The organism is Pantoea alfalfae (genome assembly GCF_019880205.1).
Classification (GTDB): domain Bacteria; phylum Pseudomonadota; class Gammaproteobacteria; order Enterobacterales; family Enterobacteriaceae; genus Pantoea; species Pantoea alfalfae.
Genome location: NZ_CP082292.1, coordinates 647278 through 668522 on the forward strand (window position 1 = coordinate 647278; position 21245 = coordinate 668522).

Genomic DNA, 21245 nt, shown 5'->3' on the forward strand with positions numbered 1-21245 from the left:
TGTGCTATCATCCGCGCACTATTTTTAATGCAGTCTGGAGTGTCTGGAATGAAAGTGACTCTGCCCGCGTTCGGCCAAGCCTCAGTGCTGGTTGTTGGCGATGTAATGTTGGATCGTTACTGGTATGGCCCAACCAGCCGTATCTCCCCTGAAGCCCCGGTTCCGGTGGTGAAAGTGGACACGGTTGAAGAGCGCCCTGGCGGCGCGGCAAACGTGGCGATGAACATTGCAGCACTCGGTGCCGCGTCCCGGCTAATTGGCCTGACCGGTGAAGATGATGCGGCGCGCGTGTTAAGTAATACGCTCAAAGACGTCAACGTTCATTGTGACTTCGTGGCGGTCAAAAGCCATCCGACCATTACCAAACTGCGCGTACTTTCCCGCAATCAGCAGCTGATCCGCCTCGATTTTGAAGAGGGCTTTGAACAGGTCGATCCGGAGCCGATTCACCAGAAGATGCGTGAGTCACTGGCTGCTGCGGGTGCGCTGGTGCTGTCCGATTATGCCAAAGGCGCGCTTTCCAGCGTGCAGACCATGATTACCCTGGCCCGCGAAGCGGGCGTGCCGGTATTGATCGACCCAAAAGGCACTGATTTTGCGCGCTATCGTGGCGCAACGCTGCTGACGCCGAACCTCTCCGAATTTGAAGCCGTGGTTGGCAAATGCAAAAACGAAGAGGAGATCGTGGCGCGCGGCACGCAGCTGATCGCGGATTTTGACCTCTCCGCGCTGCTGGTGACCCGTTCCGAAAACGGTATGACGCTGCTGCAGCCGGGCAAAGCGCCTCTGCATCTGCCGACCCAGGCGCAGGAAGTCTATGATGTGACTGGTGCCGGTGACACGGTGATTGGCGTGCTGGCGGCAGCACTGGCTGCGGGCGACTCGCTGGAAGAGGCCTGTTTCCTGGCGAACGCGGCGGCGGGTGTCGTGGTGGGTAAACTCGGTACCTCGACCGTCAGCACTGTTGAGCTGGAAAATGCGATTCACGCCCGCCCGGAACAGGGGTTCGGCATCATGACGGAAGCGCAGTTAAAAGCCGCCGTTGAGATGGCCCGTCGTCGTGGCGAAAAAGTGGTGATGACTAACGGCGTGTTCGACATTCTGCACGCGGGACATGTCTCTTATTTGGCCAATGCACGCAAGCTTGGCGATAGACTGATTGTCGCGGTGAACAGCGATGCATCCACTAAACGTCTGAAAGGTGAAAGCCGTCCGGTCAATCCGCAGGAAAACCGGATGATCGTGCTCGGCGCGCTTGAAGCAGTCGACTGGGTAGTCGTCTTTGAAGAGGATACGCCGCAGCGGCTGATCGCAGGGATTCTGCCCGACCTGCTGGTCAAAGGCGGTGATTATAAGCCGGAAGAAATCGCGGGCAGCAAAGAAGTGTGGGCAAATGGCGGCGACGTGCAGGTGCTGAACTTCGAAGATGGTATCTCCACCACCAACATCATCAAAACTATTCGCGGCAGCTAAAGCAGAAAGTAAGCGGGAGCCTGGCTCCCGCTTAACACTTATTCTGACTTGTTGTCCGGAACAGGTTTCACGACATCGGCAACCGGTGGCGGAGAAACGGCAGGTGAAGTGGCTACTGAAGCGGATGGTGTCGCCGCTGCAACAGGTGTTGCCGGTGCGGTTACCGTTGCAGTCGGAGGCGTACCCGCTGATGACCCCTGACTTTCCAGCTGGGCCAGACGTTGCTCCAGGGCCGCCAGTTTCTCCCGCGTACGCAGTAATACCTGCGTCTGCACATCAAACTCTTCACGGTTGACCAGATCCATCCGGGTCAGCTGCGCCTGAAGAACCTGACGAATTTTCTTTTCGACATCATCACCAAACTCACGAACACCTTTAGGCATCGCTTCGTGAACCTGACGGGCAAGTTGTTCAATTTTTTTCGTGTCGATCATGATGATTTCCTGGTTACGGAGAGCTGTGTCAGCGTGTTTACCAACGTAATAAGTGTTAAGTGTAATGCCAGAAATGAAAAGGATAAACCTCAAATCGGTAACGCAGGAAATGCAAAAGCAATTGCGCTATTGATGATTGCCGCCTCAAACGATCGGCGTTATAGTTGAAAGGCTTATTCTCAGGGCGGGGCGCAATTCCCCACCGGCGGTAAATCAGCTTCGGCTGAAAGCCCGCGAGCGCTTTATCTCGATGAAAAGAGAGGTAAAGGTCAGCAGATCCGGTGTAATTCCGGAGCCGACGGTTACAGTCCGGATGGGAGAGGGTAACGACATCTGTCGGACAGTTGTGTCTGCATCACGTTATTGCCACGTCTTTTTGACGTCACTCCTAAGCACGCCCTGATTCTGGTAACCCATACATTTTAAGGTTTTTATTACCATGAATCAGACGCTACTTTCTGAATTTGGCACGCCTGAACAGCGTGTAGAACGTGCTATCGCCGCCCTGCGTGAGGGACGCGGTGTGATGGTACTCGACGATGAAAATCGTGAAAACGAAGGCGATATGATCTTCGCCGCAGAAACCATGACTGTTGAACAGATGGCGCTGACTATTCGTCACGGCAGCGGCATCGTCTGCCTCTGCCTGACCGAAGCGCGTCGGCAGCAGCTTGACCTGCCCATGATGGTGGAAAACAACACCAGCTCCTTTGGCACCGGCTTCACCGTGACCATTGAAGCGGCTGAAGGCGTCACCACTGGCGTCTCCGCGCAGGATCGCATCACCACCATCCGCGCCGCCATTGCCGACAATGCCAAACCTACCGATCTGCATCGCCCTGGTCATGTCTTTCCGTTGCGTGCCAGCGAAGGCGGCGTATTGACCCGTGGCGGACATACTGAAGCAACTATCGATTTAGTGACGCTGGCCGGCTTTAAGCCCGCTGGTGTGCTGTGTGAACTGACCAACGACGACGGCACTATGGCTCATGCGCCTGAAGCGATTGCGTTTGCCCGTCAGCACAACATGCCGGTAGTCACCATCGAAGATCTGATCGCCTGGCGTCGCGGACACGAAACGCGCTACGCCAGCTAATCTCTTTGATGCGATAAACAGGCCCCGAGCGGGGCCTGTTTCATTCCTGTCGCACCGTCATGGCGCGGGCTGAACTCTCGCTTTTCCTCACTTCTCCCTGCTGAATTCGTTTTAATCTGATACGTCAAATTGCATTCAAATTTCCTGGTGATCATCATCACGGTTATCCGCGTGATAACCTGGCGAATGCGCGTATCGTAGTGGCTATTAAACAACCGGATCCCGGAGATGACGAATGAGCCAGTTACGCATGCCAGCCCTGTTTTTAGGCCATGGCAGCCCGATGAATGCCCTTGAAGAGAACCGCTATACCGCCGCGTGGCGTCACGCTGGCGATACGCTGCCACGTCCACGCGCAATTATTGCGGTTTCGGCGCACTGGTATACGCGTGGCACCGCCGTGACGGCAATGGCACAGCCGAAGACCATTCATGATTTTGGTGGCTTCCCACAGGCGCTGTTTGATACGCGCTATCCGGCACCGGGATCGCCTGAACTGGCTCGGCAGCTGGCAGAGCAGTTAGCGCCCGTCGAGGTGAAGCTGGATCAGGATTGGGGACTGGACCATGGCTCCTGGGGTGTCCTGATTAAGATGTACCCGGATGCCGATATTCCGGTGGTACAGCTCAGTATTGACGGCACCAGACCTGCGGCATGGCACTTTGAGATGGGCCAGAAACTGGCAGCACTGCGCGATCAGGGCGTAATGATTGTCGCCAGCGGCAACGTGGTGCATAACCTGCGTAAAGTGCGCTGGGATGGCAACAGCGAAGTCTATCCGTGGGCCAGCAGTTTTGAGCAGTTTGTCCGCGATAACCTGGCGGTGCAGAGCGATGCCGCTTCTCATCCGCTGGTTAATTTTATGGACCATCCTGGCGCGGCGCTTTCTAACCCAACACCTGAGCACTATCTGCCGCTGCTCTATGTACTGGGCGCACGTCAGCCGGATGAGACAATCAGCATTCCGGTTGATGGCATGGAGATGGGTGCCATCAGCATGTTGTCGGTTCAGGTAGGTTAGGGCGAAGCGGAGAGAAAACAGGCCAGAAGCTGGCCTGTTATTATCGCGGTGCGTTAACCGATAAAGGCGTGCGGATAGAAACGGGAAAGATCCTGAGTGATCAGGTCACGATCTTCACGCAGGCCGATTCCGGCCGGTTGATCGTCGATCAGCCAGCTTCCAATCAGCGTATAACTGTCGCCAAATTTTGGCAGCGGATGGAACTGCTGGACGATCATTCCTTCTTCGCCGTACGGCCCATCAACGCGGGCAATCTCCTGACCATTTTCCACGATCCGGATGTTAGCGCCTTCACGTGAAAACAGTGGCTTCACCACATATTTTTCCATGTGTGGCACGTCATCTTCTGCGAACCAGGCGGGCAGCAGGTTAGGATGATTTGGGAACATCTCCCACAGCAGCGGCAGCAGAGCTTTGTTCGAAATGATGCTTTTCCATGCCGGTTCCAGCCAGCGCACGCCAGCATCGCCCAGCTTGGTAGAGAACATTTCACGCAGCATGAACTCCCACGGATAGAGCTTGAACAGGTTACTAATCACCTGATCATGAGCGTCGGTGAATTCACCTTTTTCGCCCAGGCCAATCTCATCAATATAGAGAAATTCACTCGGCAGACCCGCTTCGGTGGCGCAATCCTGAAGATACTGCACGGTGCCACGATCTTCGTCGGTGTCGCGGCAGCAGGCGAAGTGCAGCCAGTTAAAGCCGTGCTGCTGGTGTAACGCGGCAAAGCGTTCAATCAGCTTTTCCTGCAGGCTATTAAACTGATCGCTGCCGGCGGGGAGTTGACCGGCGTTAAGCTGGTCTTCCAGCCAGAGCCACTGGAAAAATGCCGCTTCATACAGCGAGGTCGGCGTATCGGCATTGTTCTCCAGCAGTTTAACATCACCCTTGCCATCCCAGGCGAGATCCAGACGAGAGTACAGCGATGGCTGACGCTGATGCCATGAATCGCGCACGAAATCCCAGGTATGCTTAGGAATGCGGAATTTAGTCAGCAGCGCTTCGCTGTTGACCACTTTTTCCACCACCTGCAGGCACATCTGATGCAACTCAGCGGTAACATCTTCCAGATGCTCAATTTGCGCCAGCGTGAACTGATAATAAGCATCTTCACACCAGTAGGGCTCGCCATGCATGGTGTGAAAACGAAAACCGAATTCGGTGGCTTTTTCGCGCCAGCCCGGGCGCTCTGAAATGGCAATGCGTTCCATTGGGGCGTTAGCCTCCCATTGAGCGGCTGGAGGTGCCGGTGGCGCTGCTGCGCTGCATGCTGTTCTGCTTCGCGACGGTTTCACCAAAGCCACCACGGGTAATGGTCGACGTGGTCGCCGGTTTTGGTGCCAGCGCCGTTTTCGGCACAGTCATGGTTTTGCCAGAGGTAGCTGCGCCATAGTTACGGCCCGATGCATCAACAAACTGACCATTGGCCGGGCTGCGGGCATTTTTCGGAGAGAACAGCGGTTGCTGCGCAAAGCCCGAACCACCGCCCATCATGCGGCCCATCATGTAACCCGCCATCAGTGGCATCCAGAAGCTGCCGCCGCTCTGCTGTGATTCCGCATTGGTGGTGCCCACGCCTGCCTGAGCCGGTGTCTGCTGACACTGGTTTTCGCCAAATTCAGCGACACAATCTTCACGGGTGGCATATTTTGGCGCGGTGCGTTCCGCCTCTTTTTTGGCCTCATTGAATGCGGTGGTACATTGCGCACTCTGGCCCGGATTGGCTTTCGAACAGTCATCGGCGTTCTGGTACATCGAAACCGTTTCATCGTTCTGTTCACAGCCAGCCAGCATAAATACCGCCGAAACGGCGATAGCAACAGGCGTTAAATGGCGTGCCTGCCAGCTCTTACGAAAAGCGGCATAGCGAATAGATTTTGTGCGTTTCATTATGATTATCCTGTGCCCAAAGGTAGCGCATAGAATAGGGGATGGGGGGGTAAAATTGAAGCTGGAGGCCTGATGCAACAGGGATCTTTACTTAGTTATACGTTCAACAGAGAGGCGGGCCGCAAAGCAGCCCACCTGCTGATTAATTACCGAAAGGATTACCGCTACTGTGGCGAGCCGCAGGACGTGCGGCCTCAGAAGAGCCGGTTGCCACCGGACCGCTATCCACACGTGCGGTCTGCTGGGCATTTTCCGGTGCCACGGTTTCCGGTGACGTCGGGATCTCTTTACCAAGCTGGCTGTTCAGTTTCTGCAGGCTCTGCTCATTGAGCGTACCCAGCGCATAACTGATATTCAGCTGGTTAATCAGGTAGCTATAGCGCGCATCAGAGAGCTGCTGCTTCGCGTTGTAGAGCACGGTAGTTGCATCGAGCACATCGACGATAGTACGTGTACCCACCTGATAGCCTGCTTCTGACGCATCGAGAGAGCTTTGCGCAGAGACCACGGCCTGTTTGTAGGCGTTGATGCTGCTGATAGACGCATTCACGTTGTTAAACGATGAACGTACGGTCTGAACCGCAGAGCGGTGCGCGCTTTCCAGTGATTCACTGGCGCTGACGAAGCTGTACTGCGCCTGTTTCACCTGAGAGGTGACGCTGCCGCCGCTATAGAGTGGCAGTGAGAAGCTCAGGCCAACCTGGTTAGAACCGGTAATGGAGTCAGTTGAACCCTGGCTCTGGTTCGCACGGCTGCCGCCATACTTGCTGTTTGACAGGCCGGTAGAGGCAGTCAGACCAATAGTAGGCATATGACCCGCTTCCATCTGGCGGATCTGCTCACGGGCTAAATCCTGGTTCAGACGCGCAGAGAGCAGCGACAGGTTACGGGCTTCCGCCTGCTTAAGCAGTGCGCTCACGGGTTCCGGCTTATCGGTTCTGAAGCGATCGATGCTCAGCGAAGCAAGCGACATGTAATCCATGCCGGTGATCTGACGCAGCGTTTCTACGTTATTATCAAGGTTGTTACGCGCGGTGACTTCGTTGGCCAGCACGCTGTCATACTGGGCGCGGGCGTTCTGTACGTCAGTGATGGCAACCAGGCCAACGTTAAAGCGCTGAGTGGTCTGATCCAGCTCGCGATAGATCGACTGTTTCTGCGCTTCAGTGTAAGAAAGCGTATCAATCGCTTTCAGCACGTTGAAGTAGGCGGTCGCGGTGTTCAGAATCAGATCCTGCTGTGCGACCTGATAGGTGACATCCTGAATACCGGCAGCTTTTTCCTGCAGGGTCAGCGCGCGCCATTTCGACATGTCGAAAATAGTCTGGGTCAATTGCAGCGTGCCGCTGGTCGTGTTGGAATGGAGACCGCTGCTGTCGCGATAGCCGTTGTTATAGGTGTAGTCTGCACCCAGGCCGAGCTGGGGTAATAATGGGCTGCGCGCTTCGTTGATTTTCTCAAAAGCAGAATCGCGATCGGCAGCGGCGCTGCGCAGATCCGGGTTGCTCAGACGCGCTTGCTGGTAAACCTGAAGCAGGTCTTCGGCCTGGCTGGCGAAGCTGAAACCGCCCAGGCTCAGCCCAATAAAAAATGGGAGCAGTTTTTTCATTTGCATTCCTTTTGTTGCAGCAAATTGCAGTGGGTGCGCTGCCGGGTAAGCCAAAAATTATCGCCGATTCTAGCAGAGGGCAACTGTGAGATAAGTTGGCTGAACGTGCCTTCTCCCTCTAATTTACGTAAATAATTCAGAAAGAACTACTTACATGGAGCACAGTTACAGGCTTTTTTCGCTCCACCCCAATCTGCACAAGGAACCTGATGATGCCGGAAGAAAAAAAATCCCCTGTGACTTTCACAAAAAACGATGTAGAAATTATTGCACGCGAAACCGTCTATGATGGTTTTTTTTCCATCGAACGTTACCGCTTCCGCCATCGCCAGTTTAATGGCGAAATGAGTGGGGAAGTGCAGCGTGAAGTTTTTGAGCGCGGACATGCCGCCGTGCTGCTACCTTATGATCCCTTACGCGATGAAGTGGTGCTGATTGAGCAGATCCGCATCCCGGCTTATGACAGCAGTGCTTCACCCTGGCTGCTGGAGATGGTCGCCGGCATTATTGAACCCGGCGAATCTGTTGAGCAGGTTGCGCGCCGTGAAGCCGTTGAAGAAGCAGGTCTGGACGTTGGCCGGGTTAAGCCTGTGCTTAGCTATCTGGCCAGCCCTGGTGGCACCAGCGAACGTCTGTCGGTGCTGATTGGGGAAGTGGATGCCAGCCAGGCAGAGGGATGCCATGGTCTGGAGGAAGAGAATGAGGATATTCTTGTGCATGTGGTAAGCCGCGAACAGGCTTATCGCTGGGTGGAAGAGGGGATAATCGACAATGCGGCGTCTGTCATCGCCCTGCAATGGCTGGCGTTGCACCATGAAAAACTACGCGAAGAGTGGATACAAAAATGAAACAGCGCTATACCCCTGACTTTCCCGAAATGATGCGGCTCTGCGAAACCAACTTCGCCCAGTTACGCCGCCTGCTGCCGCGCAACGATGAGGCGGGAGAATCGGTGATTTATCAGGTAAATGGCGCCCGTTATCAGCTGACGATTCAGGAGTCGACGCGCTACACCACGCTGGTGGAGATCCGCCAGGTCGCGCCTGCTGTGAGTTACTGGAGCCTGCCCTCAATGTCGGTTCGGCTCTATCACGATGCGATGGTCGCCGAAGTGTGTTCAACTCAACAGATCTATCGCTTCAAAGCGCGCTATGATTATCCTAATAAAAAATTGCATCAGCGCGATGAAAAGCATCAGATAAACCAGTTTCTTGCAGACTGGCTGCGCTACTGCCTGGCGCATGGCGCGATGGCAGTTCCGGTCTGCTGATGCGTATAATGCAGTAAATGGCGTGGAGACGAAGGAAACGCTTTGGATAGCCTGCTAACTCTTCCTGCAGCGAACGGTTCCGAAATCAGGATTTTGCAAATCACGGATACCCACCTCTTCGCGGGAAAACATGAATCGCTGCTTGGCGTGAACACCTGGTCGAGTTATGACGCGGTGCTGGATGCGATTATTGCGCAACAGCGCGACTATGACCTGATCATCGCTACCGGCGATCTCGCCCAGGATCACTCTGTCGAAGCCTATCAGCATTTTGCTGAGGGCATCTCACGTTTACCGCGACCCTGTGTCTGGCTGCCCGGTAATCACGACTTTCAGCCCGCGATGGTTGACACGCTGGCGGCAGCGCACATTAATGCCCATAAACAGGTGCTGGTGGGTGAGCAGTGGCAGATTGTGTTGCTCGATAGCCAGGTCTACGGTGTCCCGCATGGGATGCTGAGCGACTATCAGCTGGAGTGGCTCGACAACGCGCTGTCCCGCTTTCCGCAACGCCATACGCTGGTCCTGCTGCATCACCATCCGCTGGCCTCGGGCTGTACCTGGCTCGATCAGCACAGCCTGCGCAATTCCCATCAGCTCGATGCGGTATTACAGCGCTACCCGTTAGCCCGGACGCTGGTCTGTGGTCATATTCATCAGGAGCTGGATCTGGAGTGGCATGGCCGCCGCGTGCTGGCGACGCCGTCAACCTGCGTCCAGTTCAAACCGCACTGTACCAGCTTTACGATTGACACCGTGGCGCCTGGCTGGCGCTGGTTTACCCTGCATCCGGATGGCGGCCTTGAGACCGAGGTCAACCGGCTTGACACCGACGCTTTTCGTCCCGATTTAGACTCAGAAGGATATTAACGCGTGGCGGCATTGCTTTATCTGCACGGTTTTAACAGCTCGCCGCAGTCGGCGAAGGCAACGCAGTTCCGGCAATGGTTAGAGGCGCAGCACCCCGGCATCGAGATGATCGTGCCTCAGTTGCCGACTTTTCCGGCCGATGCCGCGGCCATGCTGGAAGATCTGGTGCTGAGCCGCAGTGGCGAAACGCTGGGGCTGGTGGGCTCTTCGCTGGGCGGTTATTACGCCACCTGGCTGTCGCAATGCTTTATGCTGCCCGCCGTAGTCGTCAATCCTGCGGTGCGACCTTTTGAGCTGCTGGCGGATTTCCTGGGCGAAAATCAGAATCCCTACACCGGCCAGCAATATGTGTTAGAGTCACGCCACATTTACGATCTCAAAGTAATGCAGATTGAACCGCTGGAAGCGCCCGATTTACTCTGGCTGCTGCAACAGACCGGCGATGAAGTTCTCGATTACCGCCAGGCGCTCGATTATTACAGCGCGTGCCGTCATACGGTAGAAGAGGGCGGAAATCATGCATTTACTGGATTCGAGCGCCATTTCCCGCAGATTCTGGACTTTCTCGGTCTGAATCATCCCTGAGTAATGCGGAAATCGCACCCCATTTCACCCTTCTAATCAGACATTTACGATGAGTCAATCTAACTATAACGCGGATGCCATTGAGGTCCTGACTGGCCTTGAGCCTGTTCGCCGTCGTCCGGGCATGTATACCGATACGACGCGGCCCAACCATTTGGGTCAGGAAGTGATTGATAACAGCGTCGATGAGGCGCTGGGCGGCCATGCGAAGCGGGTTGAAGTGATTCTGCACGCTGACCAGTCGCTGGAAGTGATTGATGATGGCCGCGGCATGCCGGTGGATATCCATCCGGAAGAGGGCGTGCCAGCCGTCGAGCTGATTCTGTGTCGTCTGCATGCGGGCGGCAAGTTCTCCAACAAAAACTATCAGTTTTCGGGCGGCCTGCACGGCGTCGGTATCTCGGTAGTTAACGCCCTGTCAAAACGGGTCGAAGTCACGGTGCGCCGTAATGGCGAAATCTATGACATGGCGTTTGAAAATGGCGACAAAGTGCAGGATCTCACCGTCACTGGCACGGTGGCTAAACGTAACACCGGCACGCGCGTCCATTTCTGGCCCGATGAAAGCTTCTTCGACAGCCCGCGTTTCTCGGTATCGCGTCTTTCCCATCTGCTGAAAGCCAAAGCGGTGCTCTGCCCTGGCGTTGAGATTGTCTTCAAAGACAAGCTGAACAATACCGAACAGCGCTGGTGCTACGAAGATGGCCTGACCGACTACCTGTGTGAAGCGGTGAATGGCTTACCGACGCTGCCGGAAAAACCTTTTGTCGGCAGCTTTGCCGGTGATGTGGAAGCGGTGGACTGGGCGCTGTTGTGGCTGCCGGAAGGCGGTGAGCTGTTAACGGAAAGCTACGTTAACCTGATCCCGACCATGCAGGGCGGAACGCACGTCAACGGCCTGCGTCAGGGGCTGCTGGATGCCATGCGCGAGTTCTGCGAATACCGCAACATCCTGCCGCGTGGCGTGAAGCTCTCAGCGGAAGATATCTGGGATCGCTGTGCCTATGTGCTGTCGGTCAAGATGCAGGATCCGCAGTTCGCCGGGCAGACCAAAGAGCGTCTCTCCTCACGTCAGTGTGCTGCCTTTGTCTCTGGCGTTGTAAAAGATGCCTTCAGCCTGTGGCTGAACCAGAATATTCAGACGGCGGAAATGCTGGCTGAGCTGGCGATCTCCAGCGCCCAGCGTCGTATGCGGGCAGCCAAAAAAGTGGTGCGTAAAAAGCTCACCAGCGGACCGGCTCTGCCGGGCAAACTGGCGGACTGCACCGCGCAGGACCTGAATAAAACAGAACTGTTCCTGGTCGAGGGGGACTCGGCAGGTGGATCGGCCAAGCAGGCGCGCGATCGTGAATATCAGGCGATCATGCCGCTGAAAGGCAAGATCCTGAACACCTGGGAAGTCTCTTCCGATGAGGTGCTGGCGTCGCAGGAAGTGCATGATATTTCCGTGGCGATCGGCATTGATCCTGACAGCGAAGATCTTTCGCAGCTGCGTTACGGCAAGATCTGTATTCTGGCGGATGCGGACTCCGATGGTCTGCACATTGCTACACTGCTCTGTGCGCTGTTCGTGAAGCATTTCCGCTCACTGGTCAGAAATGGTCACGTCTACGTCGCCATGCCGCCGCTCTACCGTATCGATCTCGGTAAAGAGGTTTACTACGCGCTGGACGAAGATGAGAAAGAGGGCGTGCTGGAGCAGCTGAAACGCAAGAAGGGCAAACCGAACGTTCAGCGCTTTAAAGGGCTGGGTGAGATGAACCCGTTACAGCTGCGCGAAACGACGCTGGATCCGAATACCCGTCGGCTGGTTCAGCTGACGATCAGTGAAGAGGATGTTGACCAGACGCTGCGCATGATGGATATGCTGCTCGCGAAAAAACGTTCCGAAGACCGGCGTAACTGGTTGCAGGAAAAAGGCGATATGGCCGATATTGAAGTGTAGAAAACAGGACGCGAAAGCGTCCTGTTTGCTTTGTACTTCAGCCTGTACATCCTCAGAGAATCCGGCAGATTCAGAGCAGAGACAGTAACCCTTGTGAAAATTACCCTGGAAGAGCTACGCGCCTGGGTGGCGGTGGTGGACAGCGGTTCCATTACTGCGGCGGCATCCCAGCTGGCGCAGACCAGTTCCGGCATCAGCCGGGCGCTATCGCGGCTGGAGAGTAAGCTGCAGACCACGCTGTTGCATCGGACTACCCGACGGCTGGCGCTGACCGAAGAGGGGCAGGTTTTTCTGGAGCATGCGCGCCAGATCCTGGCCTCGGTTGAGCAGGCGGAAGAGCAGATTGCACTGCGGCGTGAGATACCGTCAGGCCGGCTGCGGGTGAATGCCGCCACGCCCTTTATGCTGCATGTGATTGTGCCGCTGGTTGAAGATTTTCGCGCCCGTTATCCGCTGATCCAACTCGAACTGAATACCGACGACATCATGATCGATCTGCTGGAGCAGCAGACCGACATTGCCATTCGCATTGGCGAACTGCGTGACTCCACGCTGCGCGCCCGGCTGCTTGGCAGTAGTGCAATCCGGCTGATGGCCAGTCCGGCCTATCTGGCAAAAGCGGGCACGCCGCAGAGCGTTGCCGATCTCGCGCACCATCAGACCATCGGCTTCAGCTATCCTGACACCCTCAACGTCTGGCCGATCTGGCAGCCCGATGGTGATTTTATGCGTGTCAAGCCGACGCTCTCGGCTTCGAGCGGTGAAACCATCCGGCAGCTGGCGCTGGCAGGACAGGGTATCGCACGGCTCTCCGACTTTGTCAGCCGGGAAGATTGCGCCGCTGGCCGGCTGGTGCCGGTTCTTCCCGCGGAAACCCGCGATCTGCGGTTGCCGGTGCATGCGGTTTATTACCGTAACACCACGCTCTCTTCGCGTATCGGCTGCTTTCTCGATTTTCTCCGCACCGAGATTGATCGGCGTCAGATGCTCTGATCCGGCCTGTCAGAAACAAAAAACCTCTGTCACAGGACAGAGGTTTGAGGAAGGTGACAAAGTCTGGCCGGATTTGCTTTCAGAACGTGCCTGCACAAGGAACACGGTCAGATCGGAAAGACGCAACTACCGCCATCCATGGCACGCTCGGCCCGCGCGATTACGCACCTCATCCCTGAGGTGCGCCCTGACCGGGCCAACGCTTTGCGTTGTTCAAAAACGCTCCCGGCGTTTTTATCCGGGCGGCGGGACGCTTTCCTCTTCTGACCGTGTTCCCTGCGCTTTGAGCTAATTTATTGCTGCCAGAGGCACCCTGCTGAGACTTCATCACCAGCCTTAACCCCCGCTACACAACCGGCGTTAAGGTTTCAGCAATCATCAGGCACTCGGTTCCAGCACCAGAATCTTCACATCCACCACATCATCTTTAATGATGGCGCGATGCGCATCCATATGCGGCATCTGCTGATGCTGCTCCAGATGGCGCAGCGTTTCCCACTGCTCCAGCATGAAAATAGAGTCTGGCGAGTTTTGCTTCCATGGCACCTGCGCCTGATGATCCAGCAGCGCGTCATACTGATGGCAGCCATCTTCTTCTAAGACCTGCGGGATCAGCTTTTTCACTGCATCCAGCACAGCCTGACGGCGACCGGGTTTAACACAAATTTCAGCAACGACTGTTAACATTCGCGAATTCCTCTTTCGTGGGAAAATAGGGGATAGCCCCCAACCATCTTACGCAAAAACGCGGCTAAGATGGGTCCGATAAGCGGCAATATCGCGTGGCACGTCCGGCGCTTTAATCACGTCGTTGCAGATAAAGGTCGGCAGCGCTTCCATTCCCAGGAACTGGTTGGCCTTGTGGAAGTGTAGATAGAGACCATCGACGCCGACGCCTTCAAAGAACTGTTCAGGGTCGGTAAAAGCCTGCAGCGGCGCATTCCAGGTCAGCGACAGCATATATTTTTTGCCCAGCAGCAGACCGCCGGAACCATATTTTTTTGCTGCATCGGAACGGGTACGACCATCGCTGGCGTAGAGCGAACCGTGGCCTTCAGTAAAGACTTCATCGATGTAACGCTTCACTGTCCAGGGTTCGCCCATCCACCAGCCCGGCATCTGATAAATCACCACATCGCTGTCGACATATTTCTGCACCTCATCGGCGATCACGTAATCGCTGTCAGCCACGGTGACTGACACTTCATGTCCCATGTCACGCAGCTGGCTGGCCGCAACATCGGTCAGGGTGTGGTTCAGTTCGCCTTTAGAGTGGGCAAAAGTTTTGCCGCCATCGATAATTAAAATCTTGCTCATGAATAGGTTGCCTCGTTTCCTGAATATGGTGCTCAGCTTACGTGCGCCGCAGCCGCAGAAAAATGCGTGGTTGATCACAACACTTTTGCTGCAGCAGCAACAATACGCCGGTTTATGGCACCATCGGTGGGCAAACTCACCATAAAAATCATAGAAAAAATCAGAATGAAAAAATTAATCCTCGCTTTGTTGCTGGCCAGCGGTGCTGTCCATGCGCAATCTCATCTCGACACCGTTCTCCGTTCTAAGACGCTCAAAGTCTGCACCACCGGCGATTACAAACCCTATAGCTATCTGCGACCCGATGGTCAGTATGAAGGGCTGGATATCAGCATGGCGAACGCGCTGGCTACCTCGCTCGGCGCAAAAGTAGAGTGGGTACAGACCAGCTGGAAAAACCTGATGCCAGACTTCCTGGCAAAGCAGTGTGACATCGCCGTCGGCGGCGTCTCCGTCACGCTGAAACGCCAGCAGACGGCCTGGCTCGCGCAGCCGCTGGACGTGGATGGCAAAATCCCGCTGGTGCGCTGCAGCGATAAAGAGCGCTTCCAGACCCTCGAACAGCTCAACCGGCCTGACGTACGGCTGATTGAACCGGCAGGTGGTACTAACGAAGCCTTTGTACACAGCCATCTGCCAGAGGCCTCGCTGACGCTGTTTCACGATAACGTCACCATCTTCCAGCAGCTGGTCGATAACAAAGCGGATGTGATGATCACCGATGCCTCAGAAGCGCGTTTTCAGCAGCAGCATTACCCGACGCTCTGCGCGATCAATCCCGACAAACCGCTGCAGTATGGCGAGAAGGCTTACATGATCCCGCGTGACGACATCAGCTGGAAACTCTATGTCGATCAGTGGGTGCATCTCAGCATCGCCACGGGTGAATATCGTGATATTGCCCGTCAGTGGATAGGGTCAAAGCCCTGATTCACTTCAGCAGAGAGGTCAGGCACTTGCCGGTCTGAATCCGGCGTGCTTCCGGCACATGAAATTGCGCGGCGGGACGCCTATTGTCCCGCGCTTCCCCTGTGACTAACACCAGGGAATAAGGTACTATCCTCGCCAAACCACCGCCGGGTGTCCCGCCGTTGTGGGCCACGATGTGAGGATGAGAAATTAATGAGTGAACTGACTCAGGATGGTGCAGAGCGTCTCGCCCTGCACACATTCACCGAGAATGCGTACTTAAACTATTCGATGTACGTCATCATGGACCGCGCACTGCCTTACATTGGCGACGGATTAAAGCCGGTTCAGCGACGTATCATCTACGCCATGTCCGAGCTGGGGCTTAGCGCCAGCGCAAAATTCAAAAAATCGGCACGTACCGTGGGTGACGTGCTGGGTAAATACCATCCGCACGGCGACAGCGCCTGCTATGAAGCGATGGTGTTGATGGCGCAGCCGTTCTCCTACCGTTATCCGCTGGTTGACGGTCAGGGCAACTGGGGGGCGCCGGATGATCCCAAGTCGTTCGCGGCGATGCGTTACACCGAATCCCGTCTGTCAAAATATGCCGAGCTGCTGCTGGGCGAGCTGGGTCAGGGCACGGTCGACTATCAGCCGAACTTTGATGGCACGCTGCAGGAGCCGAAGATGTTACCGGCGCGCCTGCCCAATATTCTGCTGAACGGCACCACCGGTATCGCCGTAGGCATGGCGACCGATATTCCGCCACACAACCTGCGCGAAGTGGCTCAGGCGGCGATCGCACTGATCGACGCGCCGAAAACCACGCTGGAACAGCTGCTGGATATTGTCCAGGGACCTGATTATCCGACCGAGGCGGAGATCATTACGCCGCGTGACGAAATCCGCAAAATTTATCAGACCGGGCGTGGTTCCATCCGCCAGCGTGCGGTATGGAAGAAAGAAGAGGGCGAGGTGGTCATCACCGCGTTGCCGCATCAGGTGTCAGGCGCGCGCGTGCTGGAGCAAATTGCTAACCAGATGCGCAATAAAAAGCTGCCGATGGTGGAGGATCTGCGTGATGAATCGGATCACGAGAACCCGACCCGCCTGGTGATCGTTCCGCGCTCCAACCGCGTCGATCTCGATCAGGTGATGAACCATCTGTTCGCCACCACCGATCTGGAGAAGAGTTACCGCGTTAACCTCAATATGATCGGCCTGGATAACCGCCCGGCGGTGAAAAATCTGCATGAAATCCTGACCGAATGGCTGGTGTTCCGCCGCGATACGGTCAAACGCCGTCTGAACTACCGGCTGGATCGCGTGCTGCGCCGCCTGCATATTCTGGAAGGTTTGCTGGTCGCATTCCTGAACATTGATGAAGTGATCGAGATCATCCGTACTGAGGATGAGCCGAAGCCGGTCCTGATGTCGCGTTTTGGCATCAGTGAAACGCAGGCCGAATCCATCCTCGAACTGAAGTTGCGCCACCTGGCAAAACTGGAAGAGATGAAGATCCGTGGCGAGCAGGCGGATCTGGAAAAAGAGCGCGATCAGCTGCAGGCGACGCTGGCGTCTGAACGCAAGATGAATACCCTGCTGAAAAAAGAGTTACAGGCTGACAGCGCCAGCTACGGCGACGATCGTCGTTCGCCGCTGTGTGAGCGTGAAGAAGCCAAAGCTCTGAGCGAAACCGAGCTGGTGCCGTCTGAACCGGTCACCATTGTGCTGTCGCAAATGGGCTGGGTGCGCAGCGCCAAAGGCCACGATATCGATCCAGCCGGACTGAGCTATAAAGCGGGCGACAGCTATCTGGCTGCCGCACGCGGCAAGAGCAATCAGCCGGTGGCCTTTATCGACTCCACGGGCCGCAGCTATACGCTGGATCCGACATCGCTGCCTTCCGCGCGCGGACAGGGCGAGCCGCTGACCGGCAAGCTGACGCCACCGCCGGGTGCGGTGGTTGAACAGGTGCTGATGGAGCCGGATGACCAGCGTCTGCTGATGGCCTCTGATGCGGGCTACGGTTTCATCTGTACCTTCAGCGACCTGGTGTCGCGCAACCGTGCCGGTAAAGCGCTGCTGACGCTGCCGGACAATGCCCGCGTAATGACGCCAATGGCGGTCCATCATGAAGATGACATGCTGCTGGCGATTACCCAGGCGGGACGGATGCTGATGTTCCCGGTTGGCGAACTGCCGCAGATGTCGAAAGGCAAGGGCAACAAAATCATCTCTATTCCGTCAGCAGAAGCCGCCGCGGGTCAGGACAAACTGGCCTGGCTGATGATCCTGCCGCCGGGCAGTGCGATCACACTGCACGTGGGCAAACGTAAAATGCTGCTGCGCAGTGAAGAGCTACAGAAATTCCGTGCCGATCGCGGACGTCGCGGCACGCTGTTACCGCGCGGCCTGCAAAAAATTGATCGTGTTGAACTGGATGCACCTGCGCGTCCGGCGAGCCCGGATAGCGAAGCGTAAACTACCCGGCTGACCCTGCGTCAGCCGTGGCTCAATGAGGGAACTATGTTACTGATTCTGCGTGCCATTATCGTCGTCATTTATTCGATCCTAATCTGTATCTTTGGCTGTATCTGGTGTCTTTTTTCACCACGCGATCCGCGCCACGTCGCCACTTTTGGCCGTCTGTTCGGCAAATTATCGACGGTGTTTGGTCTTAAAGTCGATCTGCGCAAACCGGAAGGCGCAGAGAATTATGGTAATGCGATTTATATCGCCAACCATCAGAACAACTACGACATGGTCACCGCGGCTAAAATGGTGCAGCCCTATACGGTAACCGTGGGCAAGAAGAGCCTGCTGTGGGTGCCGTTTTTTGGCCTGCTCTACTGGCTGACCGGCAACCTGCTGATTGACCGCGATGACCGGGCGAAAGCGCGCGGCACCATCGGTGAGCTGGTGGATCAGTTTAACCGCAAGCGCATCTCCATCTGGATGTTTCCTGAGGGAACGCGCAGCCGTGGCCGTGGCCTGCTGCCGTTTAAAACTGGTGCCTTCCACGCTGCCGTGGCGGCGGGCGTGCCGATCATTCCGATTGTGGTCTCCAATACCCATGGCAAGATCGATCTCAACCGCTGGAACAACGGGCTGGTTATTGTTGAGATGCTGCCGCCGGTTGATGTAAAAGCATTCGAGTCTTCGTCGGTGCGTAAGCTGGCTACCCACTGTCGCGAACTGATGGCGGCGAAGCTGGAAGAACTCAACGCCGAAGTCGCAGAACGCGAAAAAAACGGAAAAATCTGACCGGCGAGCCATTCGCCGAACTATCCTGCATGGATGCCGCGCGGCGGGCCTTATCCGGCTCGCCGTGAACGCAGCACAGCAAAAACAGATCAATAAAAACAGGGTCGGCGCTTAGCGCCACGCGTAAAGGGTCAGAAGTTTTATGTCTTTCAGCAGACGTCAGTTCATCCAGCTTTCTGCCGGAGCGGTGCTTAGCGCCAGTTTACTCCCTCATGCGGCACATGCCGCCTCTTCAGCCAATGGCGATACACCGCTTCCGGTTCCGCCGTTGCTGGAATCCCGTCGCGGCCAGCCGCTGTTCCTGACGATGCAGCGCAGCCACTGGTCATTTAATGGCGACAATAACAAAGTGCCGGTGTGGGGTATCAATGGCCTCTATCTTGGCCCGACCGTCCGGGTTTACAGCGGTGACGACGTAAAGCTGATCTACAGCAACCGGCTGAATGAGTCCGTCTCCATGACCGTCAGCGGTTTACAGCTGCCGGGTGCATTAATGGGTGGCGCGCCACGTATGATGTCGGCCGGTGTCGACTGGTCGCCGGTACTGCCGATTCGTCAGGCGGCCTCAACCTGCTGGTATCACGCCAATACCCCAAACCGCATGGCGCCGCATATCTATAACGGTCTGGCGGGTATGTGGCTGGTGGAAGATGACATCGGTAAACAGCTGCCGCTGCCGAAGCATTACGGCGTCGATGACTTCCCCATCATCATTCAGGACAAGCGGCTCGATAACTTTGCCACGCCGGTCTATGACCCGCCGCAGGATGGTGGTTTCCTGGGTGATACGCTGCTGGTGAATGGGGTACGCAATCCGTATGTTGAGGTGTCACGCGGCTGGGTACGCCTGCGTCTGCTGAACGCCTCGAATGCGCGACGCTATGAGATGGTGCTCAGCGATAATCGTCCGTTTATGGTGATTGCCAGCGATCAGGGCTATCTGCCTGCGCCGGTTGCGGTGCAGCGTCTGTCACTGGCGCCGGGCGAACGTCGCGAAGTGCTGGTGGATATGTCGCAGGGCGATGAAGTGTCGATTACGGCGGGAACGGCGGCAGGCATTATGGATCGGCTGCGCGGTTTCTTTGAGCCATCTTCTATTCTGACCTCCACCCTGATCCTGACGCTGCGCCCAACCGGCTTACTGCCGCTGGTGACGGATAATCTCCCGATGCGGCTGCTGGCCGACCAGATTCTGGATGGGGTGGCGGTGCGCACCCGCGAATTCCGCATCGGTGACAGCATGCCGGGCATCAACGGCGCGCTCTGGGATATGAACCGCATTGACACCACTGCGCAGCAGGGCACCTTTGAGCGCTGGATCCTGCACGCCGATCGGCCGCAGTCGCTGCATATTCAGGGCGTTATGTTCCTGATTAAAAGTGTGAATGGCGCACAGCCGATGGGCGAAGATCGTGGCTGGAAAGATACGGTGTGGGTCGATGGCAGCGTGGAACTGATGGTCAGCTTCCCGCAAAGTTCGTCAGATCACTTCCCGTTTGTCTACCACAGTCAGACCCTGGAACTGGCCGACCGCGGTACGGCGGGTCAGCTGGTGGTGCAGCCCACTGCATAACAGCGCGGTCAGGCAGGGAGAACCCGCCTGACCGCATTAAGCCCCCTCTGCCCGTCAACGGCAGGGCAGAGCGGTTAAGGTCACCTTCACGTCAGTTAAAAGTGTCCGGATCCGGCCCCAGACGATTACCGCTGTCCAGTTTCGCAATATCACTCACTTCATGCTTATCCAGACGGAAGTCGAACACCTTAAAGTTCTCTTCGATACGTGCTGGCGTCACCGACTTCGGAATCACCACCAGACCGCTATCCAGATGCCAGCGGATCACGATCTGCGCCGGGGTCTTACCATATTTCTTCGCCAGCGACTTAATGATCTCCTGATCAAAAACGCCTTTGCCGCCCTGTGCCAGCGGACTCCAGGATTCGGTCTGGATCTGGTGCAGCGCGTTCCACGCATGCAGCGTACGCTGCTGTAGCATCGGGTGCAGCTCAATCTGGTTCACGACCGGCGTCACACCGGTTTCATCCAGCAGACGCTTCAGGTGCGCTTCATGGAAGTTACAGACGCCGATGCTTTTGGTCAGCCCCTGCTGCTGCAATTCGATCATCTTCTTCCAGGCATCAACGTAGTGGTCTTTTTCCGGGCACGGCCAGTGCATCAGATAGAGATCGACCTGCTCCAGTTTGAGTTTCTCCAGGCTGGTTTCCATCGCCTGCTGAACATTCTGCTGATCGTCGTTCCACAGTTTGGTGGTCACGAAAATCTCTTCGCGCGGCACATCGGTTTCCTGCAGAGCCTGGCCAATCGCCTCTTCATTCTTATAGGCGGCGGCGGTATCGATTGAGCGATAGCCGACCTCAAGCGCTTTCAGCACCGCATGACGCGCATCTTCGATGCTGGCCTGCCAGACACCGAGTCCGAGTTGCGGCATCATATTGCCATCGCGCAGTTTGATAATGGGTTGGTCTGCCATAGTTGCTCCTTTCCGTTGCGGTTAACCCGTGAGAATTCACTGTGCTTAAGTCTAGCCAACAATTTTCAGCC

At 56.1% G+C, this 21245-nt stretch carries 20 protein-coding genes and 1 riboswitch; of the genes, 13 read left to right on the forward strand and 7 right to left on the reverse strand.

Features of this window, described 5'->3' with window-relative positions; all coding sequences use genetic code 11:
* Window positions 1–48: 48 nt before the first annotated feature.
* Window positions 49–1473, forward strand: a complete 1425-nt coding sequence (hldE, locus tag K6R05_RS03135; RefSeq protein ID WP_161734970.1) for a bifunctional D-glycero-beta-D-manno-heptose-7-phosphate kinase/D-glycero-beta-D-manno-heptose 1-phosphate adenylyltransferase HldE — start codon at window positions 49–51, stop codon at window positions 1471–1473.
* A gap of 38 nt (window positions 1474–1511) precedes the next feature.
* Here hldE and ubiK read toward each other — a convergent pair whose 3' ends face one another.
* Entirely contained in the window at window positions 1512–1907 is a 396-nt protein-coding gene (gene ubiK, locus K6R05_RS03140; RefSeq protein ID WP_161734973.1) for a ubiquinone biosynthesis accessory factor UbiK, read from the reverse strand.
* Window positions 1908–2078: 171 nt separating this feature from the next.
* A riboswitch (FMN riboswitch) is annotated at window positions 2079–2236 on the forward strand.
* 110 nt (window positions 2237–2346) lie between these two features.
* On the opposite strand from ubiK, the gene ribB reads away from it, so the two are divergent.
* Both ribB and ygiD read left to right on the forward strand, forming a co-directional pair.
* Window positions 2347–3003, forward strand: coding sequence for a 3,4-dihydroxy-2-butanone-4-phosphate synthase (gene ribB, locus K6R05_RS03145; protein ID WP_222924974.1), 657 nt, complete (start codon window positions 2347–2349; stop codon window positions 3001–3003).
* Between the two features lie 235 nt (window positions 3004–3238).
* Complete coding sequence (gene ygiD, locus K6R05_RS03150; protein ID WP_161734978.1) at window positions 3239–4024, forward strand: 4,5-DOPA-extradiol-dioxygenase; 786 nt, start codon at window positions 3239–3241, stop codon at window positions 4022–4024.
* A 53-nt stretch (window positions 4025–4077) separates the two neighbouring features.
* Here ygiD and K6R05_RS03155 read toward each other — a convergent pair whose 3' ends face one another.
* From K6R05_RS03155 to tolC, 3 genes are all read right to left on the reverse strand, one after another.
* Window positions 4078–5238: a glutathionylspermidine synthase family protein gene (locus K6R05_RS03155; RefSeq protein ID WP_222924975.1), complete on the reverse strand. Its 1161-nt coding sequence runs from the start codon at window positions 5236–5238 to the stop codon at window positions 4078–4080.
* A 7-nt stretch (window positions 5239–5245) separates the two neighbouring features.
* Window positions 5246–5917: a DUF1190 family protein gene (locus tag K6R05_RS03160; RefSeq protein ID WP_033733914.1), complete on the reverse strand. Its 672-nt coding sequence runs from the start codon at window positions 5915–5917 to the stop codon at window positions 5246–5248.
* Between the two features lie 142 nt (window positions 5918–6059).
* A complete protein-coding gene (gene tolC, locus K6R05_RS03165; protein ID WP_222924976.1) occupies window positions 6060–7526 on the reverse strand; it encodes an outer membrane channel protein TolC in 1467 nt (488 codons plus the stop codon).
* 212 nt (window positions 7527–7738) lie between these two features.
* On the opposite strand from tolC, the gene nudF reads away from it, so the two are divergent.
* The 6 genes from nudF to K6R05_RS03195 all read left to right on the forward strand — a co-directional run bounded on the left by nudF (window position 7739) and on the right by K6R05_RS03195 (window position 13189).
* Complete coding sequence (gene nudF, locus K6R05_RS03170) at window positions 7739–8374, forward strand: ADP-ribose diphosphatase (RefSeq protein ID WP_161735044.1); 636 nt, start codon at window positions 7739–7741, stop codon at window positions 8372–8374.
* Window positions 8371–8796, forward strand: coding sequence for a DUF1249 family protein (locus K6R05_RS03175; protein WP_061063379.1), 426 nt, complete (start codon window positions 8371–8373; stop codon window positions 8794–8796). Before nudF ends, K6R05_RS03175 begins: the two co-directional genes overlap by 4 nt.
* A gap of 42 nt (window positions 8797–8838) precedes the next feature.
* A complete protein-coding gene (gene cpdA / locus K6R05_RS03180) occupies window positions 8839–9666 on the forward strand; it encodes a 3',5'-cyclic-AMP phosphodiesterase (RefSeq protein WP_013359054.1) in 828 nt (275 codons plus the stop codon).
* A gap of 3 nt (window positions 9667–9669) precedes the next feature.
* Window positions 9670–10251, forward strand: a complete 582-nt coding sequence (gene yqiA / locus K6R05_RS03185) for an esterase YqiA (protein WP_033733910.1) — start codon at window positions 9670–9672, stop codon at window positions 10249–10251.
* A gap of 49 nt (window positions 10252–10300) precedes the next feature.
* The gene (gene parE, locus K6R05_RS03190) at window positions 10301–12196 is read left to right on the forward strand and encodes a DNA topoisomerase IV subunit B (RefSeq protein WP_033733909.1); all 1896 of its coding nucleotides are present in this window, start codon (window positions 10301–10303) and stop codon (window positions 12194–12196) included.
* A gap of 93 nt (window positions 12197–12289) precedes the next feature.
* Complete coding sequence (locus tag K6R05_RS03195) at window positions 12290–13189, forward strand: LysR substrate-binding domain-containing protein (RefSeq protein WP_161734990.1); 900 nt, start codon at window positions 12290–12292, stop codon at window positions 13187–13189.
* A gap of 378 nt (window positions 13190–13567) precedes the next feature.
* Here the strand turns inward: K6R05_RS03195 and K6R05_RS03200 are convergent, their stop codons facing one another.
* Entirely contained in the window at window positions 13568–13876 is a 309-nt protein-coding gene (locus K6R05_RS03200; RefSeq protein WP_013359050.1) for a putative quinol monooxygenase, read from the reverse strand.
* 48 nt (window positions 13877–13924) lie between these two features.
* Window positions 13925–14506 carry an NAD(P)H-dependent oxidoreductase gene (locus K6R05_RS03205; protein WP_222924977.1) on the reverse strand — a complete coding sequence of 194 codons (582 nt, stop codon included), beginning with the start codon at window positions 14504–14506 and terminating at the stop codon, window positions 13925–13927.
* 114 nt (window positions 14507–14620) lie between these two features.
* On the opposite strand from K6R05_RS03205, the gene K6R05_RS03210 reads away from it, so the two are divergent.
* From K6R05_RS03210 to ftsP, 4 genes are all read left to right on the forward strand, one after another.
* Complete coding sequence (locus K6R05_RS03210) at window positions 14621–15436, forward strand: transporter substrate-binding domain-containing protein (protein ID WP_222925451.1); 816 nt, start codon at window positions 14621–14623, stop codon at window positions 15434–15436.
* A gap of 192 nt (window positions 15437–15628) precedes the next feature.
* Complete coding sequence (gene parC, locus K6R05_RS03215; protein WP_161734993.1) at window positions 15629–17902, forward strand: DNA topoisomerase IV subunit A; 2274 nt, start codon at window positions 15629–15631, stop codon at window positions 17900–17902.
* Window positions 17903–17947: 45 nt separating this feature from the next.
* A complete protein-coding gene (locus K6R05_RS03220) occupies window positions 17948–18685 on the forward strand; it encodes a 1-acylglycerol-3-phosphate O-acyltransferase (protein WP_161734996.1) in 738 nt (245 codons plus the stop codon).
* A gap of 142 nt (window positions 18686–18827) precedes the next feature.
* Window positions 18828–20258 (forward strand): cell division protein FtsP, encoded by a 1431-nt coding sequence (gene ftsP, locus K6R05_RS03225; RefSeq protein WP_222924978.1) that lies wholly within the window; start codon window positions 18828–18830, stop codon window positions 20256–20258.
* A gap of 91 nt (window positions 20259–20349) precedes the next feature.
* On the opposite strand, the gene dkgA is transcribed toward ftsP, so the two are convergent.
* Window positions 20350–21174 carry a 2,5-didehydrogluconate reductase DkgA gene (gene dkgA, locus K6R05_RS03230; RefSeq protein WP_161735003.1) on the reverse strand — a complete coding sequence of 275 codons (825 nt, stop codon included), beginning with the start codon at window positions 21172–21174 and terminating at the stop codon, window positions 20350–20352.
* Between the last annotated feature and the right edge of the window lie 71 nt (window positions 21175–21245).